Source organism: Kribbella sp. NPDC051586, assembly GCF_044453965.1.
Classification (GTDB): domain Bacteria; phylum Actinomycetota; class Actinomycetes; order Propionibacteriales; family Kribbellaceae; genus Kribbella.
On sequence record NZ_JBITDF010000004.1, the window covers coordinates 51,512 to 74,179 of the forward strand.

Genomic DNA, 22,668 nt, shown 5'->3' on the forward strand with positions numbered 1-22,668 from the left:
ACGGGCGCCCCGGATGCGTCCCTCCTCGCCACCGGTCCGGTACCCGGTCAGCCGCGACGCATTCGCCGGAGCGAGCCGGCTCAGGTGAAGATGCTGACGCCGCCGGGGCCTACGAGCAGGCCGATGATGATCAGGGCGGCGCCCCACATCACCTGACCGCGGAACAGCGAAACGATTCCGGACACGACGAGGATCACCGCGATGATCCACAGAATGAATGCCATGGTCCTTCCCTTCTGACGTGATCCCCGTGCGCCGCCCCGGTGCCCGGGCGTACACCCCGTAAAACCCGCACCACCTGGGCAAACGCTCGTATGAACCCCGACCCGAGGCTCGGGACATATATCCGGAGAAGGCCCCCTGCCGGGGGCACGATCTGGAGGTGGCGGTGGGTGACGCGGAGTTGTGGCGGCGCGCGGTGGACGGGGAGCCGGAGGCGTTCGGCGTCCTGTTCGATCGGCATGCCAAGGCGGTGTACAACTTCGTCTTCCGGCGGCTCGGCTCGTGGAGCGACGCCGAGGACCTGACCTCGCTGGTGTTCCTGCATGCCTGGCGCCGGCGGGCGGACGTGGTGCTCGTCCACGACTCGGCCTTGCCCTGGTTGTTCCGTACGGCGGACTTCGTGATCCGCAACGAGCGCCGGCGGCAACGGTTCCGGTGGCTCAACCTGGCCAGGCAGACGCCGGCGACGGACGAGCCGGATCACGCGGACCTGGTCGCGGCGCAGGTCGACGACGAGCGGGAGGCGAGCCGGCTGCGGGCCCTGCTGCGGAAGTTGCCGCGGCACGAGCAGGAGATCGTCGAGCTGTGCTTCTGGAGCGGCCTGGACGCACAGTCCGCGGCCGTCGCGCTCGACGTACCGCTCGGCACGGTGAAGTCGCGGCTGGCCCGCGCCCGCAAGCGCCTGCGCGATCTCAGCGTCGCCGTACCGGACGAGGCCCCGGCCGACTGCTTGGAGAACCTGTGATGAACGAGTTGCTCACCCGTCGTGCCGACCGGTCCTTGCCGCCCGGCACCCACGAGAAGCTGCGCGCCGGCCTGCTGTCCGCGATCGAGAGCGAGCCGGTCCGTCCGCCGCGACGGATCCTCGCCCCCGCCCTCGCGGCCGCGGCTGTCCTCGTGGTGGTCGCCGGTCTGGTGGTCGCAGTACGCGCGCTGAAGACCGACAGTGCGCCGCCCGCGTCCGCTCCGGCGAAGACCAGGGCGCTGACGGCCGACGAGACCGCGACCCTCCGCTCCCAGTGCCTCGCGGAGGCCGACCGGATCACCAGCAAGTCGCTGCCGCATCCGTTCACGGACTACAAGGTGATCAGGGCGTTCGAGTTCACCGGCGTGAAGGATCCGAACGTGGTGAACACCTGGCTGATCGGATCCGGCCTGCAGACCTACCCGACGGGACCGAAGGGCTTTCCGCGCGAGAGCCACCCGGCGTACTGGCTGTGCAGCCGCACCGCCGGTGGAGTGGTCAGCGAGCCAAGCATCCGCTTCAGCCCCGGAGCCCGGCTGATCGGCGCCCCGATGATGCGTATCGCCCGCAACGCGGGCGTCTACACCAAGTCGGTCACCCGGGTCACCGTCCAGCCGAAGGGGCAGGCGCCGGTCGAGGCGTTCCTGCAGGACGGCTTCTGGTTCGCGCCGACCGTTGGCCGCACCAACTGGGGACCGTACGACGCCGACGACACCGGTCTGAACGACTTCGTGGTCCGCGGGTACGACTCCGTGGGCGATCTGATCGTCACCGACCGTGGCATCGATCCGACCGCCGCGCCGGTCACCTGCCCGGTGGTCATGGTCACGCTGCCGAACGGGAAGAGGGACACGGTCCCGAAGACGCCGACGCCGCCGGAATGCCAGGAGTACCGCTGGCCATCCTGACCGTGGGTGATCACAGTTGCAGGCTTTTTGGCAGGTTTGATCAGTTTTGGTCTTGCCGTGAGTTGGCCGCTCGGGGTGAGATATCTCCATGACGCAGACGCGGGCCGCGGGCGCGGTGGACGGACAGGGGTTCTCGTACCGTCCGTTCATCTGGCTGGCGGTCGCGACGTTCTCGATGGGCATCGACGGCTATGTGCTGGCCGGCCTGCTCCCCCAGATCGCCGGCGATCTCAACGTCACCGCGGCGGCCGCCGGACAGCTGATGTCGGTGTTCGCGTTCACCGCCGCGCTGGCCGGCCCAGTGCTCGGCACACTGACGTCGCGATGGGAACGCCGTACGACGATCGCCCTCGCGCTCGCCGTCTTCGTGCTCGGCAACCTCGTCGTCGGCGTTGCCACGAACTACCCGATCGCGCTCGGTGGCCGGGTGGTCGCCGCGCTCGGCGGCTGCCTGCTGAACGCGGCCGTCACCGGGTACGTGATCGCGCTGACGCCGGCCGAGCATCACGGCAAGGCGCTGTCGTTCGTGCTCGGCGGCTGGATGACCGCGACCGCCCTCGGCGTACCGATCGGCCTGGTGATCGGACAGTCCAGCTGGCGGTTCCCGATGATCATGGTCGCGGTGGTCGGCACCATCGCGCTGGTCGGCATCCTGCTCCGGCTCCCGCGCCTGCATCTGCCCGGCGGGACGCTCGTCGAACGCCTGCGGCCGCTCAAGCAACCGCGGCTCCTCGCCGGACTGCTGGTCACGACCGGCATCCTGTGCAGCAGCTACACCTGCTTCACGTACGCGACGCTGATCCTCGGGCCGCACTTCAAGGCCCACTGGGCGATCATCCTGATCATGTTCGGGTACGGCGTCTCGAGCATGGCGGGCAACGCCATCACCGGCCGGCTCGTCGACCGCTTCAGCGCGATCCGGGTGCTGACCGTGGTCCTGATCGGCCTGCTCCTGAACTCGATCCTCGGCATGGTCGCGCTGATGTTCGCGCCGGCCGTCGTGGCGGCGGTCTGGGGCCTGGTCTGGTTCTTCTCCGCCGGCGTCGGCAACGGCGGTGGAGCGGTGCCGCAGCAGGCCCGGCTCGCGACGATGGCGCCGGACTCGGCGACGATCGTGATCGCGCTCAACGGCAGCGCGATCTCGCTCGGATCCGCGCTCGGCAGTGGTCTGGGCGGTGTCGCGCTGACGGCCGGCTCGTCGCCGGACGGTCTGCTCGGTGTCGCTGGAGTCATCCTGGCGATCACCGTCACCCTGCACCTGTTGGTCACCCGCGCAACCCGCCGCGCCACCCTCGCCTAGCCACACGGCGTACTGCCGGGCCATCGCCGGTCCCAGCCGGCGGCGAGTGGTGACTTGGCCCCCGAAGTGGTTGGTTGAGCCCTGCTATGTCAGGTCCCAACAGACCATTTGGGGTCCCAGGTCACCACTCATGTCCGGCGGCGGGCTAGCGCCAGCCGCGGCGGGCGGCTTGGAGGCCGGCCTGGAAGCGGCTGGTGGCGCCCAGCTCTTCCTGGACCTGTGCGATCCGGCGGCGCAGCGTCCGGCCGCTCACACCGAGCTGGCGGGCGATCGCCTCGTCCTTCATCCCACTCGCCAGCAGATTGACGAGGGTCGTGTTGGGATCCGCATTCTCGGACAGCCGCAACGGGGTCGCCTGATTCCACAGCTGGTCGAAGAGCACCTGGAGCGCACTGGTCAACGCCGAGTCCGACACCACCACGGCCCGCGCCTGCCCTCGCGTCGACGGCCCGCCCGCCAGCGGGAGGATCGCCGTGGTGCCGTCGACGATCAGCAGTTTGACCGGCACCTGCGGCAGCACCCGCGACTGCTCACCCCGCTCGGCCATCGATCTCAACCGGTCGACCCACCCCGGATGATCGAGCACCTCGGCCGCATAGATCGACCGGAACCGCACCCCACGATCCAGCAGTGCCAGCTCCGCGCCCGACACCTGATCGCTGCCGTCGGCGACGTACGGCGGGGTGTCCGTGCCGACCGCCTGCTGGGTGGCGCCGCGCAGCATGTCGTCGATCCGCGCCTCGATCGCGTCCCGGCCGACCGCGATCTCGATCAACCGGCTCGGCTCGGCCTGCAACTGGCCGGCGCTGAACTCGCGGGCGAGCTGATCGGTCATCGCGGCGACACCGTCCAGCGCGGCCCGTCGCTCGCGGACGAGCATGCCCAGCCCGGACCGCGGGTCGACCGGCGCGGGCGCGGCCTCCGAACCACTCCGCACCAGCCCGGCCGCGACGAGCCGCTCGACGGCCTGCGTTACCGCTTTGTCCGGTAACTCCAGAAGCTCACCCAACTGCTCGACCGGCACCCCCGGATCCCGCAGCAGTTGCCGATAGACCTGCGCGTCGTCCGCGGACAGCCCAACTGCTTCCCATTCAGCCATCCGCTGAGCGTAGTTGGCCGGGATCGGCGTTTGGCCGGAATGGGCGGCGGAATCGCGAGTTCAGGGCTTAGCGTGTCCCAGGAAACGTCGCCTGTCCGAGGAGTGAACTGTGCGTCTGCATGCTGGCCGGAAGACGATCGCGCTGGCAGGCGCCCTCGTCACCGCGCTTCTGGTCGGCTCCGGAGCCGACGTCGCGACCGCCGATCCCACCGAGCCCGCCTTCGCTCCCCAGTCGATCGTCTGGCCCACCCAGACCGACGGCTACGTGCTCGGCGCCGTCGCCTGCGGTACTGCGACCTGCCCGGCCGAGGTGCTCGCCACCCACAACGGCGGTAAGACCTGGGCCACCGCCGGCCGCACCCACAACGGGCTGGCGAAGAGCGGCGAGCCGGGCCTGACCAGCCTGCAGTTCGCCGACCCGAAGTTCGGTTGGGCCTACAACCCGTACCTCGAGGTCACCAAGGACGGCGGGAAGACGTGGACGCAGGTCCCGCTGCCCGGCGGTGGAGCCAAGATCCTCGACCTGCTCGCCGCTCCGGACGGCACCTACATCGTCACTTCCGGCTGCGCGATCGGCTCCGGTATCTGCGACGACCGCCCGCTGAAGGTCTGGCGCGCGCCGGCCGGCAAGTCGACCGGCTGGAAGCAACTCGACATCGCGGTCGGCGCAGACGACCAGTTCGCGATGGACGCCGCAGGTTCGACGGTCTACTTCCTGGCCGCGCCGTTCAAGAGTCCCGGCCGGTTGTCCACGATCCGCGGTGGTACGGTCCGGCCGACCAGTACGGTCACCTGCGCCGACGCCGAGGATGCCACGATCAGCGACCTCGCAACCAACGGCCCGGGCCGCGTCTACGTGCTCTGCATGGCGAACTACGGCCGAGGCGACTCCGACAAGACCGTCCTCGTCTCCGGCGACGGCGGCAAGACCTTCCGGTACGACGCGATTCCCGGCCGACTCGGTCTCGCGAGCCAGCTGACGGTCGGACCGGACGGCGCGGTCATGCTCACCACGCTCAGCGCAAGCCTCGTCTACAACCGGCCGGCGCTGTCGAAGTCGTGGCGCATCGACCAGGAATGGCTTGAGAAGGGCGTACGCATCCACGACCTGGTCCGGCAGACGCCTACGACGGCGTGGGTCGTCCAGGCCGATGCGGCGTACACCCAGAACACGCAGCTCTGGGTGACCCACGACGCCGGCTCGAGCTGGCAGCAGACCACTCTCGTCCCGGCGTGACGCCGATCCACTCAGGAGCACAACTGTGATCTCACTGCGCCAGTTGGCCATCCCGCTCGCCCTCGTCCTGGTCGCCGGTTCGGCCACGGTGGCGGCCGCGGACGTCCAGGAGTCGCCGAAGGTGGTCGCGAGCTGCGACCCGCACGTCAAGCCGGGTGAATACACCTGCTTCGCCCAGCGGCGGGCCGACCTGGGCTTCCGCGCCAAGGCGCTGGGCGGCGCGCCGGCCGGGTACGGTCCGTCCGACCTGCAGGCGGCGTACAAGTTGCCCTCAGCAACGGCGGGCCAAGGGCAACGGGTCTATATCGTCGACGCGTACGACGACCCGACGGCCGAGGCGGACCTCGCCGTCTACCGCGCGCAATTCGGACTGCCCGCGTGCACGACCGCGAACGGCTGCTTCCAGAAGCTCAACCAGCACGGGCTGCCGAGTCCGCTGCCCGCACCGTCGCGTTCGTGGTCCGGCGAGATCTCGCTCGACCTCGACATGGTGTCGGCGATCTGCCCGAGCTGCGGGATCACGCTGCTCGAGTCCGACTCCCCGAGCGACGACCTGCTCGAGGCGGTGAAGACCGCCAACGAGCTCGGCGCGAAGTTCGTCTCGCTGAGCTGGGGTGGACCGGAGTCCGCCGACCTGGCCCAGCTCGACAAGTCCTACTTCAACCCGCGCGGTGTCGTGTACGCGGCCTCCACCGGTGACTACGACTACGACGCCGGCGTCTCGTATCCGGCCAGCTCCGCGGCTACGACCGCGGTCGGCGGTACGACGCTGACGAAGGACGACTCGTCCCGCGGCTGGAGTGAAACGGTCTGGAACAACGGACCCGGTCAAGGCACCGGATCCGGCTGCTCGAGCGTGATCGACAAGCCGAGCTGGCAATCGGTGATCCCGGCCGCGACCTGCTCGAAGCGTGCGATCGCGGACGTCTCCGCGGTCGCCGACCCGGCCAACGGTGTGGCCGTCTACCAGACCACGGGAGGCTCCGGCTGGGCCGTGTACGGCGGAACCAGCGCGGCCGCCCCGGTCATCGCGGCCACCTACGCACTTGCCGGTGACCCCGATCCGGACTCCCGTCCGGCCGGATACCCGTACGGGGCCACCGGCAACCTCAACGATGTTGTCGAAGGCAACAACGGCGAGTGCACCCCCGCACCACTGTGTACGGCACAGGCCGGCTGGGACGGCCCGACCGGCCTCGGTACGCCGATCGGCACCCGCGCCCTGACCTCGCCGACGAAGAGCAACCGGATCACGGTCTCCGCGCCGGCCCAGCAGTTCAGTGCGGCCGGCGAGGTCGTCGTACTGCCGGCGCGGGCGACGGACTCGGGCCACCGCCTCGTGCGGTTCTCCGCGACCGGTCTGCCCGCGGGGCTCCGGATCGATCCGCTGAGCGGGATCATCTACGGTCGACCGACCGCGCCCGGGACCTACTCGGTCACGGTCACAGGAACTGATTCCACCAAGGCAAGAGGCAACACCGTCATCAACTGGGTGGTGAGCACCCGGAAGAACGCCGTGGTCAACGGAGACTTCGAATCCGGGAACGGTGGCTGGACCCAGACGCCGGATCTCATCCGTGCCGACGGTCAGTACAGCAACAAGGGGCTGGGGTATGCCTGGCTCGGTGGTAGGGGCACCGCTCACACCGACTCGCTGAGCCAGCGCGTTCGCGTCCCGTCGTTCGGGCATCCGGCGCTGCGATTCGCGTTGCGCGTCGCCGGCGGGGACGACGTGCTGCAATTGACCGTCGACGGTCGTCCGGCGAAGACCTTCAGCCGGACCACGCCGTCGTACACGACGCAGTCCGTCGACCTCACGCCGTACCGGGGCCGGACCGTCACACTGGACTGGACCAGCACCGAGAACGACGGGGCGCCGTCGACGTTCCTGCTGGACGACGTCTCGGTGAACTAGAATTCGGCCATGGCCGGAAAGCTACGGATAGTGCTCGCGGCGACGCCGTCGTTCCGGGAAATGGTGTTCGGGGCGACGAGCGTTGCGCGACTCGAGGCGCTCGGGGACGTCGTAGTACTCGACGAACCGGGCGATGCCGAGGCGTTGACGGCGGCGTTGCCCGGGACCGACGTACTCATCACGTCGTGGGGTGCGACGCCGTTGACCGCAGCGGTGCTCGGCAAGGCCGATCGGTTGCGACTGGTCGCGCACAGTGCGTCGTCGGTCAAGCATTTCGTCACCGGCGAGATGTTCCGGCGCGGGGTGCGCATCACGCAGGCGGGCCAGGCGATGGCGGAGCCGGTGGCCGAGGTGTCGCTCGCGTTCACGTTGACCCTGCTGCACCGGATCCACCGCTTCGACCACCAGATGCACGACGGGGCGTGGCGCGACACCGTACCGCCGCAGCATGGGCTCACGGCGTCGCGGATCGGGGTGGTCGGGGCGTCGCGGACCGGCCTCGAGTACATCCGGATGCTGGTGGCGCTCGGCGCGGAGACGGTCGTGTACGACCCCTATCTGACCGACGATGGAGCGGCGCGGCTCGGCGTACAGCGGATCGACCTGGACGAACTGCTCCGCACGAGTCGGGTGGTCGCCCTGCACGCACCGACGCTGCCCGAAACGCATCACCTGATCGGGGCCCGCGAGCTCGCCCTGATGCCCGACGGGTCGTCGCTGGTCAACACGGCCCGCTCGTGGCTGATCGACTCGGACGCGCTCGTCGCCGAGCTTCGGTCCGGCCGGATCGACGCGGCCCTCGACGTCTTCGACGAGGAGCCGCTCCCGTCGGACAGCCCGTACCGCGGCCTCCCGAACGTTCTCCTGACCCCGCACCAGGCCGCGGCGACGGTCGAGTGCTACCTCGGGATGGGCGACATCACCGCGGGCGAGATCGAGCGCTACGCGGCCGGCGAGCCCCTTCAGTACGAGCTCACCGAGGCCGCGCTCGCCCGGATGGGGTGACTCAGCAGACGGTCGCCGAGGCTGTACGGAGCGCCTGCCGGTGCAGCGCGTCCAGGTGGTGGCGGATCTCGCCGCTCGCGGTCGAGACGACGAGCGAGATGTCGCAGCGCAGGCCTGTCTGACGGAGGTGGTCGACGCGGACCAGCTCGGCCAGCAATTGGGTGGTCAGCGTGTCGAGCTTCTCGCGGATCACGTTGAGGTCCGGACCGCTGGCCGGCGCCTTCTCCGGGTGGGCGGCCCAGTACGCCAGCAGACCGCGCTGGACGACCTTGCTCGCCTCGATCTGCGCCCGGAAGAACGCCGCGGTCGAGTCCGGGTCGATGCCGAGCTGTACGGCGGACAGCCGGACCGAGTCCAGGATCTGCTGCTCGCGGACCGGGTCGTCGACCGGCTTCCCGCTGAAGTACTTCGACGCCGCCACATCGTCACCGATCACGATCCGCTGGATCATCAACTCGGTCAGCCCGTCGAACGTCGCGGCACGGTTCGCGGCAGCCTCGTGCACGACCCCGGCCTGCGGAGGCGCCGCGTTCGCCGTCGGCGCCGTCAGCGCGAACCCGCCGACCGCGCTCGCGGCCACAGCTGTGGTGATCAGCTTGCGAAGCACTATTTCCCACCCTTTCCGGTGACAGTCCAGAACGGCTCGCGACTGTACGCCGCCGGGGGTGCACAGCTGTTCACTTTCAAGAATCTCGAACCCATCCGGGGTGTGAGCGGCTCCGAAGTACCGGTGTCCGCAACCTCGCTAGGAAAGAGATGACGTCATGTCCAAGCACCTCACCCGCGCCGGTCTCGCCGTCACCGCGCTGGCCCTCGCCCTGACCGCGTCCGCCTGCGGGGGTTCCGACGACAACAACAGCTCCGGTACGGCGGCCGGCACGTCCAGCACGCCTTCCGCCACCACGACCCCGTCGATGAGTGAAGCGGCGAGCGGCATGGTCGGCCCGGGCTGCGCCGCGTACGCGAAGGCCAACCCGAGCGGCGCCGGCTCCATCGACGGCATGGCGGCCGCACCCGTGGCCACCGCGGCCTCGGGCAACCCGCTGCTGACGACCCTGGTGGCCGCGGTCTCCGGCAAGCTCAACCCGAAGGTCGACCTCGTCTCCACGCTCAACGGCGGCGAGTTCACCGTCTTCGCGCCGGTCGACACGGCCTTCGCGAAGATCCCGGCCGCGACCGTGAACACGCTGAAGACGAACGACGCGCTGCTGACCAAGATCCTCACGTACCACGTGGTCGCCGGTCAGCTCGACCCGTCCGCGGTGGTCGGCAGCCACGCGACCGTGGAGAAGCAGGACGTCATGGTCACCGGCTCGGGCGACAGCCTCAAGGTGAATGGCGCCAACGTCATCTGCGGCGGCGTACGGACCGCGAACGCTACGGTGTACCTCATCGACTCCGTGCTGATGCCCCCGGCAAGCTGACCGTGAACGAACCCACTTCGCTTCCCTGGCCCGCCGGATCGCCTGTGCGATCCGGCGGGGTGACCGATGGCGACCTGCTGGTGCTGACCGCCACCGGTGACACCGCCGCGTTCAGCACACTCTACGACCGGGTCTCCCCCTGGGTGTTCGGCCTGGTCCGCCGGATCCTGCGCAACCCCGCCCAGTCGGAGGAGGTTACACAGGAAGTGATGATCGACGTCTGGCGGACCGCGACCAGGTACGACGCCGATCGCGGCTCGGCGCACTCGTGGATCCTCACGATCGCCCATCGCCGGGCGGTCGATCGGGTCCGCTCCGAGCAGGCAGCGGCGGACCGGACCGACCTCGCCGGGGCCCGGTCCGCCGAAGTCGACTTCGACCAGGTCTCCGACACGGTCACCACCCGCCTCGAGGCCGAGCAGGTACGGCGCTGCCTCGGCACGCTGACCGAGCTCCAGCGCGAGTCGATCGAGCTGGCGTACTACAACGGGTACACCTACCCCGAGGTCGCTCACCAACTCGGCGCCAAGCTTCCGACCATCAAGGCGAGAATGCGCGACGGCCTGATCCGTCTCCGCGACTGCCTCGGCACCACACAGACGATTCCGGGTTCGAAGGGGGAACGGTCATGACGGATTCCGACGTACACACCCTGACCGGCCCGTACGTCCTCGACGCACTGCCCGAGGACGAGCGAACCCGCTTCGAGGCCCACCTCGCCGAATGCTCGTTCTGTACGACAGAGGTCGCCGAGCTGCGCCAGGCCGCGGTCAAGCTGGCCACGCAGGTCTCGACCCCGCCGCCGCCCGCGCTGAAGGCGAGCGTGATGGCGGCCATCAACGACGTCCGGCAACTACCCCCGCAGCTACCTGTCGTCGAATCGAGTCCGAAGGTACGGCGCTTCACCCGACGCTCGATGTTCGCGCTGGCCGCGGCGGCTCTCGCGGTGGCGGCGGCAGGCGGCGTCGCGGTCGACCAGTACCAGGACCGGACCGCCGCGGAGCGCGCCAACCAGCAGATGGCGTCCGTACTGGCCCAGCCCGACGCACACACCGTCCACGGCACGGTCGAAGGCGGCGGCCAGGCCACGATCGTCCTGTCCACGAAGGCCGACAAGTCGGTCGTCGTACTGCGCGACCTGCCGAAACTACCCGCGGACCGCACCTGGCAGCTCTGGATGATGGACCCGTCGAACAAGGCCACCTCGATCGGCCTGGCCACCGGCGACATCACCCAGGTGGTCAACGGCTCCACCACCGGCATGGCCACCTTCGGCTTGACCATCGAACCCCCCGGCGGCTCCCCCACCCCAACCCTCCCAGCAGCAGCCGTGGTCCCCCTGACCTAAAAGAAGCCCGCCAGGGGCATGGTCAAACTCGCGGCTGACCGCCGAAGCCGGCCTTGTAGGCTCCTCGCATGGAGGAAGCTGCTGCCGACGTACGGGCGCGGGTGCGGGAGAGTTTCGAGCGGCAAGGGTTGATGGAGCACCTCGGGGCGCGGATCTCGCATATCGGGCCTGGTGAGGTGCGTATCGAGCTGCCGAGCCGGCCCGAGGTGACCCAGCAGCACGGCTACTTTCACGCGGGCGCGACCAGTTCGATCGCGGACAGCGCCGGTGGGTATGCCGCCCTCACCGTGTTTCCCGAAGGTTCGACGGTGCTCACCGTCGAGTTCAAGATCAACCTGCTCGCGCCGGCCGAGGGTGAGCGGCTCGAGGCCGTGGGCACCGTGATCAAGCCGGGCCGGACGCTGACGATCTGCAAGCTCGAGGTGTTCGCCGTCGCGGGCGTCCGCCGCACGCTGGTCGCCGTCGGTCAGCAGACCCTGATCCAGGTCGAGGCCCGGCCCGAGCGCTGAGAAACTCGTACTCATCGCAGCGATGAGTTCGGCCCGTCCCGCTGGTCTGTACAGGTGTGAAGCAATCCTCTGCACGAATGACAGGTCAACAACGATGGGTTCTAGGGCTGACCTCCTTGGGGTCGGTCATGGTCGCGTTGGACGTTCTCGTGGTGGCTGCGGCCCTGACCACGATCCGTAGCGACCTCGGCGCGTCCGCCGAGGAGCTGGAATGGACGGTCAACGCCTATGCACTGAGTTTCGCGATGCTCCTGATGACGGCCGCCGCGATCGGTGACCGCCTGGGCCGACGCCGTACCTATGCGTCCGGGCTGGCGCTCTTCACGGCCGCGTCCGTCGCCTGCGCGCTGGCCACCTCCCTGCCATTCCTGATCGCGGCGCGGGCCGTGCAGGGCGTCGGTGCGGCGATGGTGATGCCGTTGGCGATGGGCTTGCTCGGGGCGGCGTTCCCGCCGCAGCGACGCGGCCAGGCGATCGGCGTGTTCAGCGGCGTGACCGGTATCGCCGTACTCGGCGGCCCGCTGATCGGCGGCGCGGTCACCGAGGGGCTGTCCTGGCAGTGGATCTTCTGGATCAATGTACCGATCGGCGTGGCCGCGATCGCGCTGGTGCTGGCGAAGATCCCGGAGAGCACCGGGCCGGCCCGACGGCTGGACCTGGTCGGCTCGGTGCTGATCAGTCTCGGCGTACTCGGCCTGGTCTGGGGCACGGTGCGTGGCGAGTCGGCGGGCTGGGCGAGCGCCGAAGTCCTCACCGCGTTCGCGGTCGGCGTCGTGATGCTGTTGGCGTTCGCGCTGTGGGAACGGCGGTCCGATCACGCGATGGTGCCGTTGGAGTTCTTCCGGAACCGAACCTTCACCGCGGCGAACTCGGCCGGCTTCTTCCTCAGCGCCGCACTGTTCAGCGCGGTGTTCTTCCTCTCGCAGTACATGCAGGCCGAGCTTGGCTCGGCGCCGTTCAAGGCCGGTCTGCAGCTGCTGCCTTGGACCGCGACGCTGTTCGTGGTCGGGCCGATCGCGGGCGGGCTGGTCGATCGTGTCGGCGAGCGTCCGCTGGTCGTGATCGGTATGGCGCTGCAGACGGTCGGCATGTTCTGGGTCAGCCGCGGCGGCGATCACTACTACGACCTCATCGCACCGCTGGTGATCTGCGGCTGCGGGATCTCGCTGGCGATGCCCGCGGCACAGAGCGCGGCGATGTCGGCGCTGCCGCGGGAGGCCGTTGGTATCGCATCCGGTATCTACAGCATGAACCGTCAGCTCGGGGGCGCGGCCGGCGTCGCCGTACTCGGGTCGGTGTTCACCGCGGCCGGTGGCTACACGGGTCACGGATTCGAGCGGGCGCTCGCCGGCGGCGGCGTACTGTCGTTGCTCGGGGCGGTCTCGGGCTTCGCGATCGCGGCACGGCGTCGCCGTACCGATGACCGGGTCGACGAGTTGGTGGTGGAAGGAGTCTGATGAACCTCGAGGAGGAGTTCGCGCAGCACCGGGGTGGGCTGGTGGCGCACTGCTACCGGATGCTCGGCTCGCTGCACGACGCCGAGGACGCGGTCCAGGAGACGTACCTGCGCGCCTGGCGGGGTCATGCGAACTTCGAGCACCGTTCGACGGTCCGCACCTGGCTGTACCGGATCGCCACGAACGTGAGCCTCAACCTCCTGCAGCACAGCAGCCGGCGGGTCGTCCCGTCGGCGCTGGGTGCCCCGGGCAACGATCCGGACGAGCTGCACGCCCAGGCACTCGAGGTGCCGTGGCTGGAGCCCTTCCCGGACCAGCTGCTCGGGGCCGACCCGGCCACGGTGGTCGGCGACCGGGAAAGCTTGCGGCTGGCAATGGTTGCCGCGATGCAGCATCTTCCACCGCGGCAACGTGCCGTACTGATCCTGCGTGAAGTGCTCACCTGGCCGGCAGCGGACGTCGCATCGTTGCTCGACACAACAACTGCGGCGGTGAACAGTTCGTTGCAGCGGGCCCGGGCCGAGCTCGCCCGGCTGCGGCCGCGTGAGGACGAGCTGCGGGAGCCGCCCGAGCCGCTGCGACGGGCTTTGCTCGACCAGTTCCAGGCGGCGATGGAGAGCAAGGACCTGGTCGTGCTGGAGGGGCTGTTCACCGAGGACGCGCGGTGGGAGATGCCGCCGATCCCGACCTGGTTCAGCGGGCGTGGCGACGTACTGCGGCTGCTCGACTCGAAGCTGCGGCCGGGGCCGGATCGGCGCGTCCTGGTCGAGACCTCGGCGAACGGCCAGCCCGCCTTCGCGCTCTACATCCGCGGCACGGACGGGCGGTACCACGCGCACTCCATCAAGGCGCTGACCCTGACGACGGCCGGCATCTCGGCCGTGCTCGCCTTCCACCAACCTGCTTTGTTCCCAGCCTTCGGGCTGCCCCTGATCCACGGGAGCTGATTTCGATGTCATTGGCAACTACTTTGCGAGCGCTGCACGTCCCCGGCACCCCGCTCGTCGTACCGAACGCGTGGGACGCGGCCTCGGCGCGGGTCGTCGAGGCGGCCGGGTTCGGCGCGATCGCGACCAGCAGCAACGCGACCGCGGCGGTGCTCGGGTACGACGACGGCGAGCAGGTCCCGGTCGACGACGTACTCGCCGCCGCGGCCCGGATCGCGCACTCGGTGTCGGTGCCGGTCACGGTCGACTTCGAGCGCGGATACCGGCTCGCACCGGGCGAACTTGTCGAACGCTTCCTCGCCACCGGCGCCGTCGGCCTCAACCTCGAGGACTCCGATCCGGCCACCGGTGACATGGTGGATCCGGCCGAACAGGCCGACTTCCTCGCCGCGGTGAGGGCCGCGGCCGGTGATGCGCTGGTCATCAACGCGCGCATCGACGCTTTCCTGCGCAAGGCCGGCTCGGCGGAGGAACAGTTACAGAGCGCACTCGATCGCGCGGCCCGCTACCTCGATGCCGGCGCCGACTGCGTGTACCCGATCGGCGTCGGCGAGCTGGACCTGATCAGCACGCTGACGACGCAGATCGACGGCCCGGTGAACGTCGCGTACGGACAGGGCGCGCACTCCGTCGCCGACTACACAGCGCGAGGGGTGGCCCGGATCAGCTTCGGCCCGATGTTCCAGCGGCACCTGTACGGCGTGTTCGCGGGCGCCGTACTCCCCGCGCTGCAAGCGGACCGGAATCCGTTTGCCGCTTGACCTGCTGTGTGTGGGATCCCCGGGATCGGGTACTGCGAGCGTTGTACACAGCAACCATCGACAGAACGGGGAAACGACGATGGGTATGTTCGACAACATGAAGGACAAGGCCGGCGACCTGGTCGACGACCACGGCGACAAGGTAGGCGAGGGCCTGGACAAGGCCGGCGACTTCGCCGACGAGAAGACCGGCGGCAAGTACGGCGACAAGATCGATCAGGGCACCGATGCCGCCAAGGACCAGCTGGACAACCTGGACGGCGAGAACGACGACATCCCTGACAACGAGTCCTGACGAGTCCTGACACGCCTGGCCGTTCGAGGGGGCTCACCCCCTCGAACGGCGTGTCAGCGCCAGATGACGGCTTCGATCTCTCGGCGCTGTTCGGAGAACAAGCCGTTGTCGGCGCCCTTCGCCAGCAGTTCGCGCAGGTCCGCCTCGAAGGCGGACAGTTGCGCGCCGAGTTGATGCGGCGTCGAGCTCGACAGGGAGAACACGGCCGCCACGACGTCGTCCACGGTGCGCTCCTCGACCTCGTTGCCACCGACGACTACCCGCGTCGGCCCGCTGTACCCGGCGGCACGCATCACCACCTCTTCGCCCGGCCGCGTTCCGGTCGGCAGTACGCTCCGGCCGGCACGCCGTACCGGGCCGAGGTACCGCGCCACCAGCGCCTCGATCGCCTTCCACGGCGGCCTCGGATGCGGTAGGTCGTCCGCTCCGTCGATCCCGCGATGGGTCGTCGCGCCCACGTGGACCCAGGCGCCTTCTGGTTCGAGCATCCCCCGCACGCGGTCGGCGACCAGCTCCTGATCCATCCAGTGGAAGGATTGCGCGAACGTCACCACCTGGAACTTCCCGAGGTCGCCCGGCAGTTCCTCGGCGCGCAGCCGGTGCCACTTCACAGTGCTCAGCTTCTGCTCAGCGGCCCGCGCGGCGGCCACCTCGATCATTTCACCGTCCGCATCCACCCCCACGGCTTCGGCGAAGTACGGTGCCAGCAGCAACGTCAGCGGGCCTGGCCCACACCCGACATCCAGCAGCCGCCCGCGCCCGTCGAGCCCCAACTCGTCCCGGATCGCCTCGCCCAACGCCACCGGGTAAGCCATCCGCCCCACCGCGTAGTGCCGGGCGCTCCCGGCGTACAAGCTCGCGTCCCACTGCCAGTCCCAGTCGTTGTTCACCGACCGAGGCTACCGACGGCGCCGAATCGGACGCACACTCTTTTGTGGGGGAAGGGAGGGGCTCATGTGGCCATCAGACGGATGGGACGTGCGTACCCGGCTCGGTGTCCTGGTACCGCACGGTGACGTCGGACCCGAATCAGAACTGCAGGCGATGGCACCGGAGGGTGTCTGTGTGCACTCGACCCGCGTGCCGTTCGGCGGGATGGCCGCTGGTGGAGTGATGGATCCGACGATTCCGCTGGCACCGGTCCACGCCTTCGTCGAACCGCCCGTGATCGACGACGCGACGGCGTTGCTGGCCGCGGCGCCGATCAATGCCATCGGCATCGGCTTCACCAGTTCGTCGTACGCCGGAGGTCCGGACGGCGAGCGCAAGGTAGTCGATCGCTTGACTGAACGCGCCGGTATGCCGGTCGTTGCACCGTGCGCGGCCGCCGTCGCCGGATTCGGTGCGCTCGGCATCAATCGCATCGCGCTGTTCGACCCACCATGGTTCGACACCGAGCTGGACCAGTTAGGTGCCGACTACTTCGTGGCGCAGGGCCTGGACGTCGTTGCACACGCCGCCTGCGAACTGCCCAGCAACCAACGCAGCATCAACCCGTCGGAGCTGTTCGCGTGGATTGCCGAGCACACGCCGGCAGACGCAGATGCGGTATTCGTCGGGGGTAACGGGTTCCGCGCAGTCGGCATAATTGGCGCACTGGAAGAGGATCTGCGTCGCCCGGTCGTGACGGCGAACTCCGCGCTGTTGTGGGGTTTGCTCCAAGCTGCACACTGCGCGGCCCGACCGACGAGATACGGGCAGCTGTTCGCGGTGCACTAGGCAACGAACACTCAGCGGACACTCAGCTTCCGCGGAGGTCTGCGGACACCCCGCAGCTGAGTGCTCGCTCATGGTCAGAAACGCCGGAAGGTCTTCGTTTGCAGGGATTTGAGACGTACTCTCTTCAGCCAAGGGGATGATGGGGCGCTGCAGGGGGTTGCATGATGCTGGATTTTTGCCTGCGCTCGGGGACAGGAAAGTGATACCGCTGCGGCGGATCTTGATCTGGATATCGGGAGCCTCTGCGGGCCTGGGGGCGGCGTTGGCGGCGACGATCCCGTTCGAGGGCGCGGAGCTGGTCGACATCTCGCGTCGCGGTGGTACGCCGGGGGCGCACCACGTCGCGGTCGATCTTGCCGACCCTGCGTCGTGGCCGGTGGTGGACAAGGATTTCCGGCACCGGATCGAGGTGAACGATCCGGAGCTGGTGGTGTTCATCCACAACGCCGGGACGCTGACGCCGCTCGGCTCGGCCGATCACGTCGACACCACGCTGTACACCCGGAACGTCCTGCTCAACTCGGCGGCCGCTCAGGTTCTCGGGCACTCGTTCCTGAGAGCGGTGTCCGGCCGGAAGTGCGAGCAGCACCTGATCATGGTGTCGTCCGGCGCGGCGCAGCGGCCGCACGAAGGCGAGGCGAGCTACTGCGCCGGCAAAGCGGGCATAGACCAATGGGTCCGAACGGTCGGGCTGGAACAGCGGCGCCGAAGTCCCGGCTGCCGGGTGATTTCGGTGTCACCCGGCGCGCTCGACACCGCCATGCAGGCCGAACTCCGTGCGTCCAGTCCCGACGAAGTGCCGGAGTCGACCCGCTTCCGCGAAATGGAGGCCCTCGGCCACCTCTCGAAACCCGAGAACGTTGCCCGCACCATGTGGTCGCTCCTCGACCGGGACCTGGAGACCGGCACCGTTCTGCATGTTCAGGACGTGACCTGACAGGTCACCGGGACACCGGCGCCGAGCGTCATCTCCTGACGCCGATCACCGTGCCGAACTACGACGGTGGTGTCCCGATCGGCTGTCAGTACGGCGGTTGCGGCCGACGGCGACCACTCCAGGTCGACCCCGACGCCGCCACGCGCACGCAGGCCGGTGATCGCGCCTTCCGGCCACTCGGACGGGAGCGCCGGAAGGAGCTCGAGTTCGCCGGTGTGACTCTGCAGCAGCATCTCGGCGATCCCGGCGGTGGCGCCGAAGTTCCCGTCGATCTGGAAGGGCGGGTGCGCGCAGAACAGGTTCGGGTACAGGCCGGAACCGTCGCCGACGTAGTCCGTGCCCGAGTCGCCGGCGGGTGTGAGCAGCTCACCGACCAGGCGGTGCGCGGCCGCGCCGTCGCGCAGTCTCGCCCAGAGCGAGATCCGCCAGGCGAGCGACCAGCCGGTGCTCTTGTTGCCGCGTAACTCCAACGTGCGGGCGGCGGCCGCGGCGAGTCCCGGCGTACCGTCCGGGGTGATCTGGTCACCCGGGTGGAGGCCGATCAGGTGAGACGTGTGCCGGTGCAGCGGCTCGGCCTCCGGCAGGTCGTCGAGCCACTCTTGTAGTTGCCCTCGGCCACCAATTTGCGGATCGGGGATGCGCTTGCGGGCGGCGGCCAGGTCGTCGACGAGCGGATCGGACAGCTCGAGCTCGTCCGCCGTCTGTGCGCACCGGTCGAACAGGTCGGTGATCAGCGAGAGATCCATCGTCGAGGAGATCGTGACCGAGGCTGGGCTGCCGTCCGCGGCGATGTATTCGTTCTCCGGTGAGGTGGACGGCGCGGTGCCGAGTGTGCCGTCCGGGAGCTCGATCAGCCAGTCGAGGCAGAATTCGGCGGCGCCACGCAGTACCGGCCAGACCTCACGGAGATACTCACGGTCGCCGGTGAACGCGAAGTGGTCCCAGAGATGGCGGCACATCCAGACGCCGGCCATCGGCCAGTTCGCCCACTTCGGGTTGCCGTCGACCGGCGCGGTCCAGCACCACGCGTCCGCGTTGTGGTGCGCGGCCCACCCCTTGGCGCCGTACAGGTCCTCGGCGGTACGCCGTCCCGCGCGGGCGAGGTCGCCGACGTACCGGAGGAGCGGCTCGTGGCACTCGGACAGGGATGTGGTCTCGGCCGGCCAGTAGTTCATCTCGGTGTTGATGTTGACCGTGTAGTTGCTGCTCCACGGCGGCTGGAGGTGTTCGTTCCAGATGCCTTGCAGGTTGGTGGGCAGGCCGCCGGGGCGCGAGCTGGCGATCATCAGGTAGCGGCCGAAGTTGTAGATCAATGCCGCGAGGCCGGGGTCGTCGGACGCTTCGGCCAGGCGGCGGTCGGTGGTCAGCTCCGCGGTCGACGGCAGGCTGAGGACCGAACGACGGAAGAGACGCTGGTGGTCGGCGACGTGTTCGTCGTGCAGCTCTGCCGAGCGGTCCAGCGCGGCGCGGACCACGGCATCTGCGGCCTCTCGGCACTCGTCACCCGTCCGAGTCGGAGGAGTGTGCGGGCCTTCGTAGCCCGTGGCGGTCGAGAGCACGACCAGCAGATCGGTGGAGTTGCCGATCGTCAGCGCTTCGTCCGTCGGCGTGACTGATCCGTCGGTGCGGGCGCGCAGGACGATCGCCGCGTTCATCCCGCGATCGTCGCCGTCGGAGTACTCGATCGCCATGCCCGCCCGTCCGTGCGGCGGCGGGACGGACGACGGGCAGGTGGCGAGGAGCGCGAGGCCGTCGTCGCCGGCTGTCTGCGTGGTCGCGCGCAGCTGCGAGGCCAGCGTGAGCGTCACGTCGATCGGCCGCGAAGCACCCAGACGTAGGATCAATGCCTGGGCCGGCGCGCTGACATAGACCTCTTGCCAGACCTGGACTCCGGCCACTTCGTAGTCGGCCCTGGCTGTTGCGGTGTCGAGGTCCAGCCGGCGACGGTAGTTGGTGACCTCGCCGTCGACCTGGAAGTCGAGCAGCAGATCGCCGAGCGGGAGATACGCCTGCGAGTGGCCGCTGTGGAACCCGTGGGCGAGTTCCTCGGCCGTCCGTACGTCGCCGTCGGCGAGCGCGGCGCGGATCCGGTCCACCGCGGCGGCACCGACCTCGCCGAGCGGGGTCGCGAGCCGGCGGGTGGTCTCGGGGCTGCCGGACCAGCAGGTCTCGTCGTTCAGCGCGATCCGGTCCTGGCCTGGCCCGCCGAACGACATGGCGCCGATCCGGCCGTTGCCGAGCGGCAGCGCCTCCAGCCAGTTCGCCGCCGGAGCGTCGTACGTCAGTTCGGTGGCCGCCGCAGTCATCCGATCTCTCATGCGGCGATCCTCCCCCGAGCGCGTACCGGGCCGCGACCGGGGGTCCAGCTGGCGGTCAGTCAGCGCACCCTCTAGGCCGCCTTGGCGAACTGCGTGGCGTACAGGTCGGCGTACAGGCCGCCCTGGGCCAGGAGCTCGTCGTGGGTGCCGCGTTCGCGGATGCGGCCCTCGTCGAGGACGAGGATGACGTCGGCGTTGCGGATCGTCGACAGGCGGTGCGCGATGACGAGCGATGTACGGCCGACCAGCGCGTTGGCCAGTGCGGCCTGGACCGCGGCCTCCGACTCGGAGTCGAGGTGGGCGGTCGCCTCGTCGAGGATGACGATCGACGGGGACTTGAGCAGCAGCCGGGCGATCGCGAGGCGCTGGCGTTCACCACCGGACAGCCGGTAGCCGCGGTCGCCGACCACGGTGTCCAGGCCGTCGGGCAGGCTGTTGACGAGCGTCGCGATCTGGGCTCCTACGAGCGCCGAGTGCAGGTCGTCCTCGGTCGCGTCCGGGCGGGCCAGGAGCAGGTTGGCGCGGATCGTGTCGTGGTACATGTGCGAGTCCTGCGTGACGACGCCGATCGCCGCGCGGAGCGAGCTCTGCGTGACTTCGCGTACGTCGTGGCCGCCGACCAGGACGGCTCCACCCGTTGCGTCGTACATCCGGGCGACAAGCGAGGACAGCGTCGACTTGCCGGCGCCGGACGGGCCGACGACGGCGACCAGCTGGCCGGGCTCGACGGTGAATGTCACGTCCTTGAGCACCTCTTCACCGGTCTCGGCCGACAGCGTCGCGACCGACTCGAGCGAGGCGAGCGACACCTCCTCGGCCGACGGGTAGTGGAACGACACGTGGTCGAACTCGATCGACGGCTCCACGGTCGGCGGCAGCTCGCGGGCATCCTTGCGGTCGGCAACCATCGGCGCGAGGTCGAGAACCTCGAGCACCCGCTCGAAGCTGACCAGCGTGGTCATCACGTCGACCTGGATGTTGGACAGCGCCGTCAGCGGGCCGTACAGGCGGTTCAGGTACGCCGTCAGGGCAACGACCGTGCCGATGCCGAGGGCCCCTTCCACCGCGAAGACGCCGCCGACGCCGTACACGAGGGCGACCGCGAGCGCGGCGACCAGGGTGAGCGAGACACGGAAGATGCTGCCGTACATCGCGGTGGTGACGCCGATGTCGCGGACGCGGGCGGCCTTGCCGGCGAAGTCGCGGGACGAGTCCTGGGTGCGGCCGAAGACCTTGGCCAGCACCGCGCCGGCGACGTTGAAGCGCTCGGTCATGGTCTGCGCCATCGTGGCGTTGAGCTTGTAGGTCTCGGCGGTTGCCTCGCGCAACTTCCCGGCGAGGAGCCGGGCGGGGATGACGAACAGGGGCATCACGACGAGCGCGAGCAGGGTGATCTGCCACGACATCACGAACATCGCGCCGAGCACGAGGGCGACGCTGAGCAGGTTGCTGACGACGTTCGAGAGCGTCGACGTGAACGCCTGCTGGGCGCCGAGGACATCGCCGTTGAGCCGCTGGATCAGGGCGCCGGTCTGGGTCCGGCTGAAGAAGGCGACGGGCAGCTGCTGCACGTGGTCGAAGACGGCGGTACGCAGGTCGTAGACGAGACCTTCGCCGATGCGCGCGGAGAACCAGCGCTCGCCGAGGGTGATCGCGCCGTTCGCGACCGCCAGCATGGCGACGACGAAGGCGAGCCAGACGACGACCTGGGCGTGGCCCGGGACGATCCCCTTGTCGATGATCGCGCGGAACAGCAGCGGGGTGACCGCGCCGGTGCCGGCGTCGAACGCGACGAGTACGAGGAAGAAGGCCAGGTAGCCGCGGTACGGCCGGGCGAAGGAGAGAATCCGCCGGAGCGTGCCGGCGGACAGCTTGTGGTGACGAACGGAGGAGTCTTTCATCAGCGAGCGCATCGCACGCCCGCCTCCGCCTCCCCCGCCGGGAAGTCCAGAAATCTGTGACATGCAGACCCTTTCGGCAGGGAACAGTTATACTGAGGTTAACTCACTATGAGAGAACCTCACAAGATGCCGATTTGTTCCCACGCGTGCGCGACGGCCCTGCGGGCCGCCGGATACTAGGCTCTGCCCATGCATGGGCCGGAGGATGCCGCGGAGCAGATTGCAGCGTTGCTGGACGGGATCGTCCGGCGGCAGCGGAGGGCTTCGCGGGAAGGGTTCGGCACGAGCGTCACGCACGGGCAGTTCCGCGTACTGCGGACCCTCGACCGCGCCGACCGCACGCTCCGCCTGAGCGAACTGGCCGCCCAACTGGGGATCGTCCCGCGCTCAGCCACGTCCGTGGTGGACGACCTCGAAGCGGCCGGCCTCGTCGAACGGCAACCCGACCCGCACGACCGCCGGGCCACACTGGTCGACCTCACCCCGAACGGCCGCGAGATCCTCAACACCCTCCGCGAGAAGCGCCGCGACGTGATGGTCAGCCAACTGTCCCGCCTCACCCCCGCCGAACAGCAGACCCTCACCCAACTCCTCCAACGCCTCGCCGAAGACTGAGCCGCC

At 69.3% G+C, this 22,668-nt stretch carries 23 protein-coding genes; 17 read left to right on the forward strand and 6 right to left on the reverse strand.

The features are described from left to right. Positions 1–80 precede the first annotated feature (80 nt). The gene (locus ACIA58_RS26935) at positions 81–224 is read right to left on the reverse strand and encodes a GPGG-motif small membrane protein (RefSeq protein WP_166678160.1); all 144 of its coding nucleotides are present in this window, start codon (positions 222–224) and stop codon (positions 81–83) included. 158 nt (positions 225–382) lie between these two features. On the opposite strand from ACIA58_RS26935, the gene ACIA58_RS26940 reads away from it, so the two are divergent. The 3 genes from ACIA58_RS26940 to ACIA58_RS26950 all read left to right on the forward strand — a co-directional run bounded on the left by ACIA58_RS26940 (position 383) and on the right by ACIA58_RS26950 (position 3,175). Next, positions 383–967, forward strand: a complete 585-nt coding sequence (locus ACIA58_RS26940) for an RNA polymerase sigma factor (RefSeq protein ID WP_396406573.1) — start codon at positions 383–385, stop codon at positions 965–967. After that, positions 967–1,875, forward strand: coding sequence for a hypothetical protein (locus tag ACIA58_RS26945; protein WP_396406574.1), 909 nt, complete (start codon positions 967–969; stop codon positions 1,873–1,875). The genes ACIA58_RS26940 and ACIA58_RS26945 overlap by 1 nt, the downstream gene beginning before the upstream one ends. Positions 1,876–1,963: 88 nt before the next feature. After that, on the forward strand, positions 1,964–3,175 hold the full coding sequence (locus ACIA58_RS26950; protein ID WP_396406575.1) for an MFS transporter: 1,212 nt from the start codon (positions 1,964–1,966) through the stop codon (positions 3,173–3,175). A 145-nt stretch (positions 3,176–3,320) separates the two neighbouring features. Here the strand turns inward: ACIA58_RS26950 and ACIA58_RS26955 are convergent, their stop codons facing one another. After that, entirely contained in the window at positions 3,321–4,274 is a 954-nt protein-coding gene (locus tag ACIA58_RS26955; protein ID WP_396406576.1) for a helix-turn-helix domain-containing protein, read from the reverse strand. Between the two features lie 109 nt (positions 4,275–4,383). Between ACIA58_RS26955 and ACIA58_RS26960 the strand changes: the two genes are divergently transcribed. Genes ACIA58_RS26960 through ACIA58_RS26970 form a run of 3 tightly spaced genes read left to right on the forward strand, consistent with a single transcriptional unit; the run spans position 4,384 to position 8,431 of the window. Beyond that, the gene (locus ACIA58_RS26960; RefSeq protein WP_396406577.1) at positions 4,384–5,511 is read left to right on the forward strand and encodes a WD40/YVTN/BNR-like repeat-containing protein; all 1,128 of its coding nucleotides are present in this window, start codon (positions 4,384–4,386) and stop codon (positions 5,509–5,511) included. A gap of 25 nt (positions 5,512–5,536) precedes the next feature. Further along, positions 5,537–7,426: a putative Ig domain-containing protein gene (locus tag ACIA58_RS26965; protein WP_396406578.1), complete on the forward strand. Its 1,890-nt coding sequence runs from the start codon at positions 5,537–5,539 to the stop codon at positions 7,424–7,426. Positions 7,427–7,435: 9 nt separating this feature from the next. Continuing rightward, the gene (locus tag ACIA58_RS26970) at positions 7,436–8,431 is read left to right on the forward strand and encodes a hydroxyacid dehydrogenase (RefSeq protein WP_396406579.1); all 996 of its coding nucleotides are present in this window, start codon (positions 7,436–7,438) and stop codon (positions 8,429–8,431) included. A gap of 1 nt (position 8,432) precedes the next feature. On the opposite strand, the gene aroQ is transcribed toward ACIA58_RS26970, so the two are convergent. Further along, the gene (gene aroQ / locus ACIA58_RS26975; RefSeq protein WP_396406580.1) at positions 8,433–9,038 is read right to left on the reverse strand and encodes a gamma subclass chorismate mutase AroQ; all 606 of its coding nucleotides are present in this window, start codon (positions 9,036–9,038) and stop codon (positions 8,433–8,435) included. 157 nt (positions 9,039–9,195) lie between these two features. On the opposite strand from aroQ, the gene ACIA58_RS26980 reads away from it, so the two are divergent. The 8 genes from ACIA58_RS26980 (at position 9,196) to ACIA58_RS27015 (ending at position 15,172) form a co-directional block, all read left to right on the forward strand. Then, positions 9,196–9,855 carry a fasciclin domain-containing protein gene (locus ACIA58_RS26980; RefSeq protein ID WP_396406581.1) on the forward strand — a complete coding sequence of 220 codons (660 nt, stop codon included), beginning with the start codon at positions 9,196–9,198 and terminating at the stop codon, positions 9,853–9,855. Between the two features lie 59 nt (positions 9,856–9,914). After that, positions 9,915–10,487 carry an ECF RNA polymerase sigma factor SigK gene (gene sigK / locus ACIA58_RS26985; protein ID WP_396406582.1) on the forward strand — a complete coding sequence of 191 codons (573 nt, stop codon included), beginning with the start codon at positions 9,915–9,917 and terminating at the stop codon, positions 10,485–10,487. Then, on the forward strand, positions 10,484–11,203 hold the full coding sequence (locus ACIA58_RS26990; protein WP_396406583.1) for an anti-sigma factor domain-containing protein: 720 nt from the start codon (positions 10,484–10,486) through the stop codon (positions 11,201–11,203). Before sigK ends, ACIA58_RS26990 begins: the two co-directional genes overlap by 4 nt. Positions 11,204–11,271: 68 nt before the next feature. Then, positions 11,272–11,712: a PaaI family thioesterase gene (locus ACIA58_RS26995; RefSeq protein WP_396406584.1), complete on the forward strand. Its 441-nt coding sequence runs from the start codon at positions 11,272–11,274 to the stop codon at positions 11,710–11,712. 128 nt (positions 11,713–11,840) lie between these two features. After that, entirely contained in the window at positions 11,841–13,169 is a 1,329-nt protein-coding gene (locus ACIA58_RS27000; protein ID WP_396406585.1) for a DHA2 family efflux MFS transporter permease subunit, read from the forward strand. Beyond that, positions 13,169–14,116: a sigma-70 family RNA polymerase sigma factor gene (locus ACIA58_RS27005; protein WP_396406586.1), complete on the forward strand. Its 948-nt coding sequence runs from the start codon at positions 13,169–13,171 to the stop codon at positions 14,114–14,116. Before ACIA58_RS27000 ends, ACIA58_RS27005 begins: the two co-directional genes overlap by 1 nt. 5 nt (positions 14,117–14,121) lie before the next feature. After that, positions 14,122–14,877 carry an isocitrate lyase/phosphoenolpyruvate mutase family protein gene (locus tag ACIA58_RS27010; RefSeq protein ID WP_396406587.1) on the forward strand — a complete coding sequence of 252 codons (756 nt, stop codon included), beginning with the start codon at positions 14,122–14,124 and terminating at the stop codon, positions 14,875–14,877. Positions 14,878–14,956: 79 nt separating this feature from the next. Next, on the forward strand, positions 14,957–15,172 hold the full coding sequence (locus ACIA58_RS27015) for an antitoxin (protein WP_363872959.1): 216 nt from the start codon (positions 14,957–14,959) through the stop codon (positions 15,170–15,172). 53 nt (positions 15,173–15,225) lie between these two features. Here the strand turns inward: ACIA58_RS27015 and ACIA58_RS27020 are convergent, their stop codons facing one another. After that, the gene (locus tag ACIA58_RS27020) at positions 15,226–16,062 is read right to left on the reverse strand and encodes a class I SAM-dependent methyltransferase (protein WP_396406588.1); all 837 of its coding nucleotides are present in this window, start codon (positions 16,060–16,062) and stop codon (positions 15,226–15,228) included. Between the two features lie 64 nt (positions 16,063–16,126). Here ACIA58_RS27020 and ACIA58_RS27025 point away from each other — a divergent pair, with 64 nt between their 5' ends. Together ACIA58_RS27025 and ACIA58_RS27030 are read left to right on the forward strand one after the other, a co-directional pair. Beyond that, the gene (locus tag ACIA58_RS27025) at positions 16,127–16,891 is read left to right on the forward strand and encodes a maleate cis-trans isomerase (protein WP_396406589.1); all 765 of its coding nucleotides are present in this window, start codon (positions 16,127–16,129) and stop codon (positions 16,889–16,891) included. 139 nt (positions 16,892–17,030) lie between these two features. Then, positions 17,031–17,828 (forward strand): SDR family NAD(P)-dependent oxidoreductase, encoded by a 798-nt coding sequence (locus tag ACIA58_RS27030; protein WP_396406590.1) that lies wholly within the window; start codon positions 17,031–17,033, stop codon positions 17,826–17,828. Here ACIA58_RS27030 and ACIA58_RS27035 read toward each other — a convergent pair. Then, a complete protein-coding gene (locus tag ACIA58_RS27035) occupies positions 17,813–20,146 on the reverse strand; it encodes a glycosyl hydrolase family 95 catalytic domain-containing protein (protein WP_396406591.1) in 2,334 nt (777 codons plus the stop codon). The genes ACIA58_RS27030 and ACIA58_RS27035 overlap by 16 nt on opposite strands. Positions 20,147–20,217: 71 nt before the next feature. Next, the gene (locus tag ACIA58_RS27040; protein ID WP_396406592.1) at positions 20,218–22,047 is read right to left on the reverse strand and encodes an ABC transporter ATP-binding protein; all 1,830 of its coding nucleotides are present in this window, start codon (positions 22,045–22,047) and stop codon (positions 20,218–20,220) included. A 189-nt stretch (positions 22,048–22,236) separates the two neighbouring features. On the opposite strand from ACIA58_RS27040, the gene ACIA58_RS27045 reads away from it, so the two are divergent. Next, on the forward strand, positions 22,237–22,662 hold the full coding sequence (locus ACIA58_RS27045; protein WP_396406593.1) for a MarR family winged helix-turn-helix transcriptional regulator: 426 nt from the start codon (positions 22,237–22,239) through the stop codon (positions 22,660–22,662). Positions 22,663–22,668 lie beyond the last annotated feature (6 nt).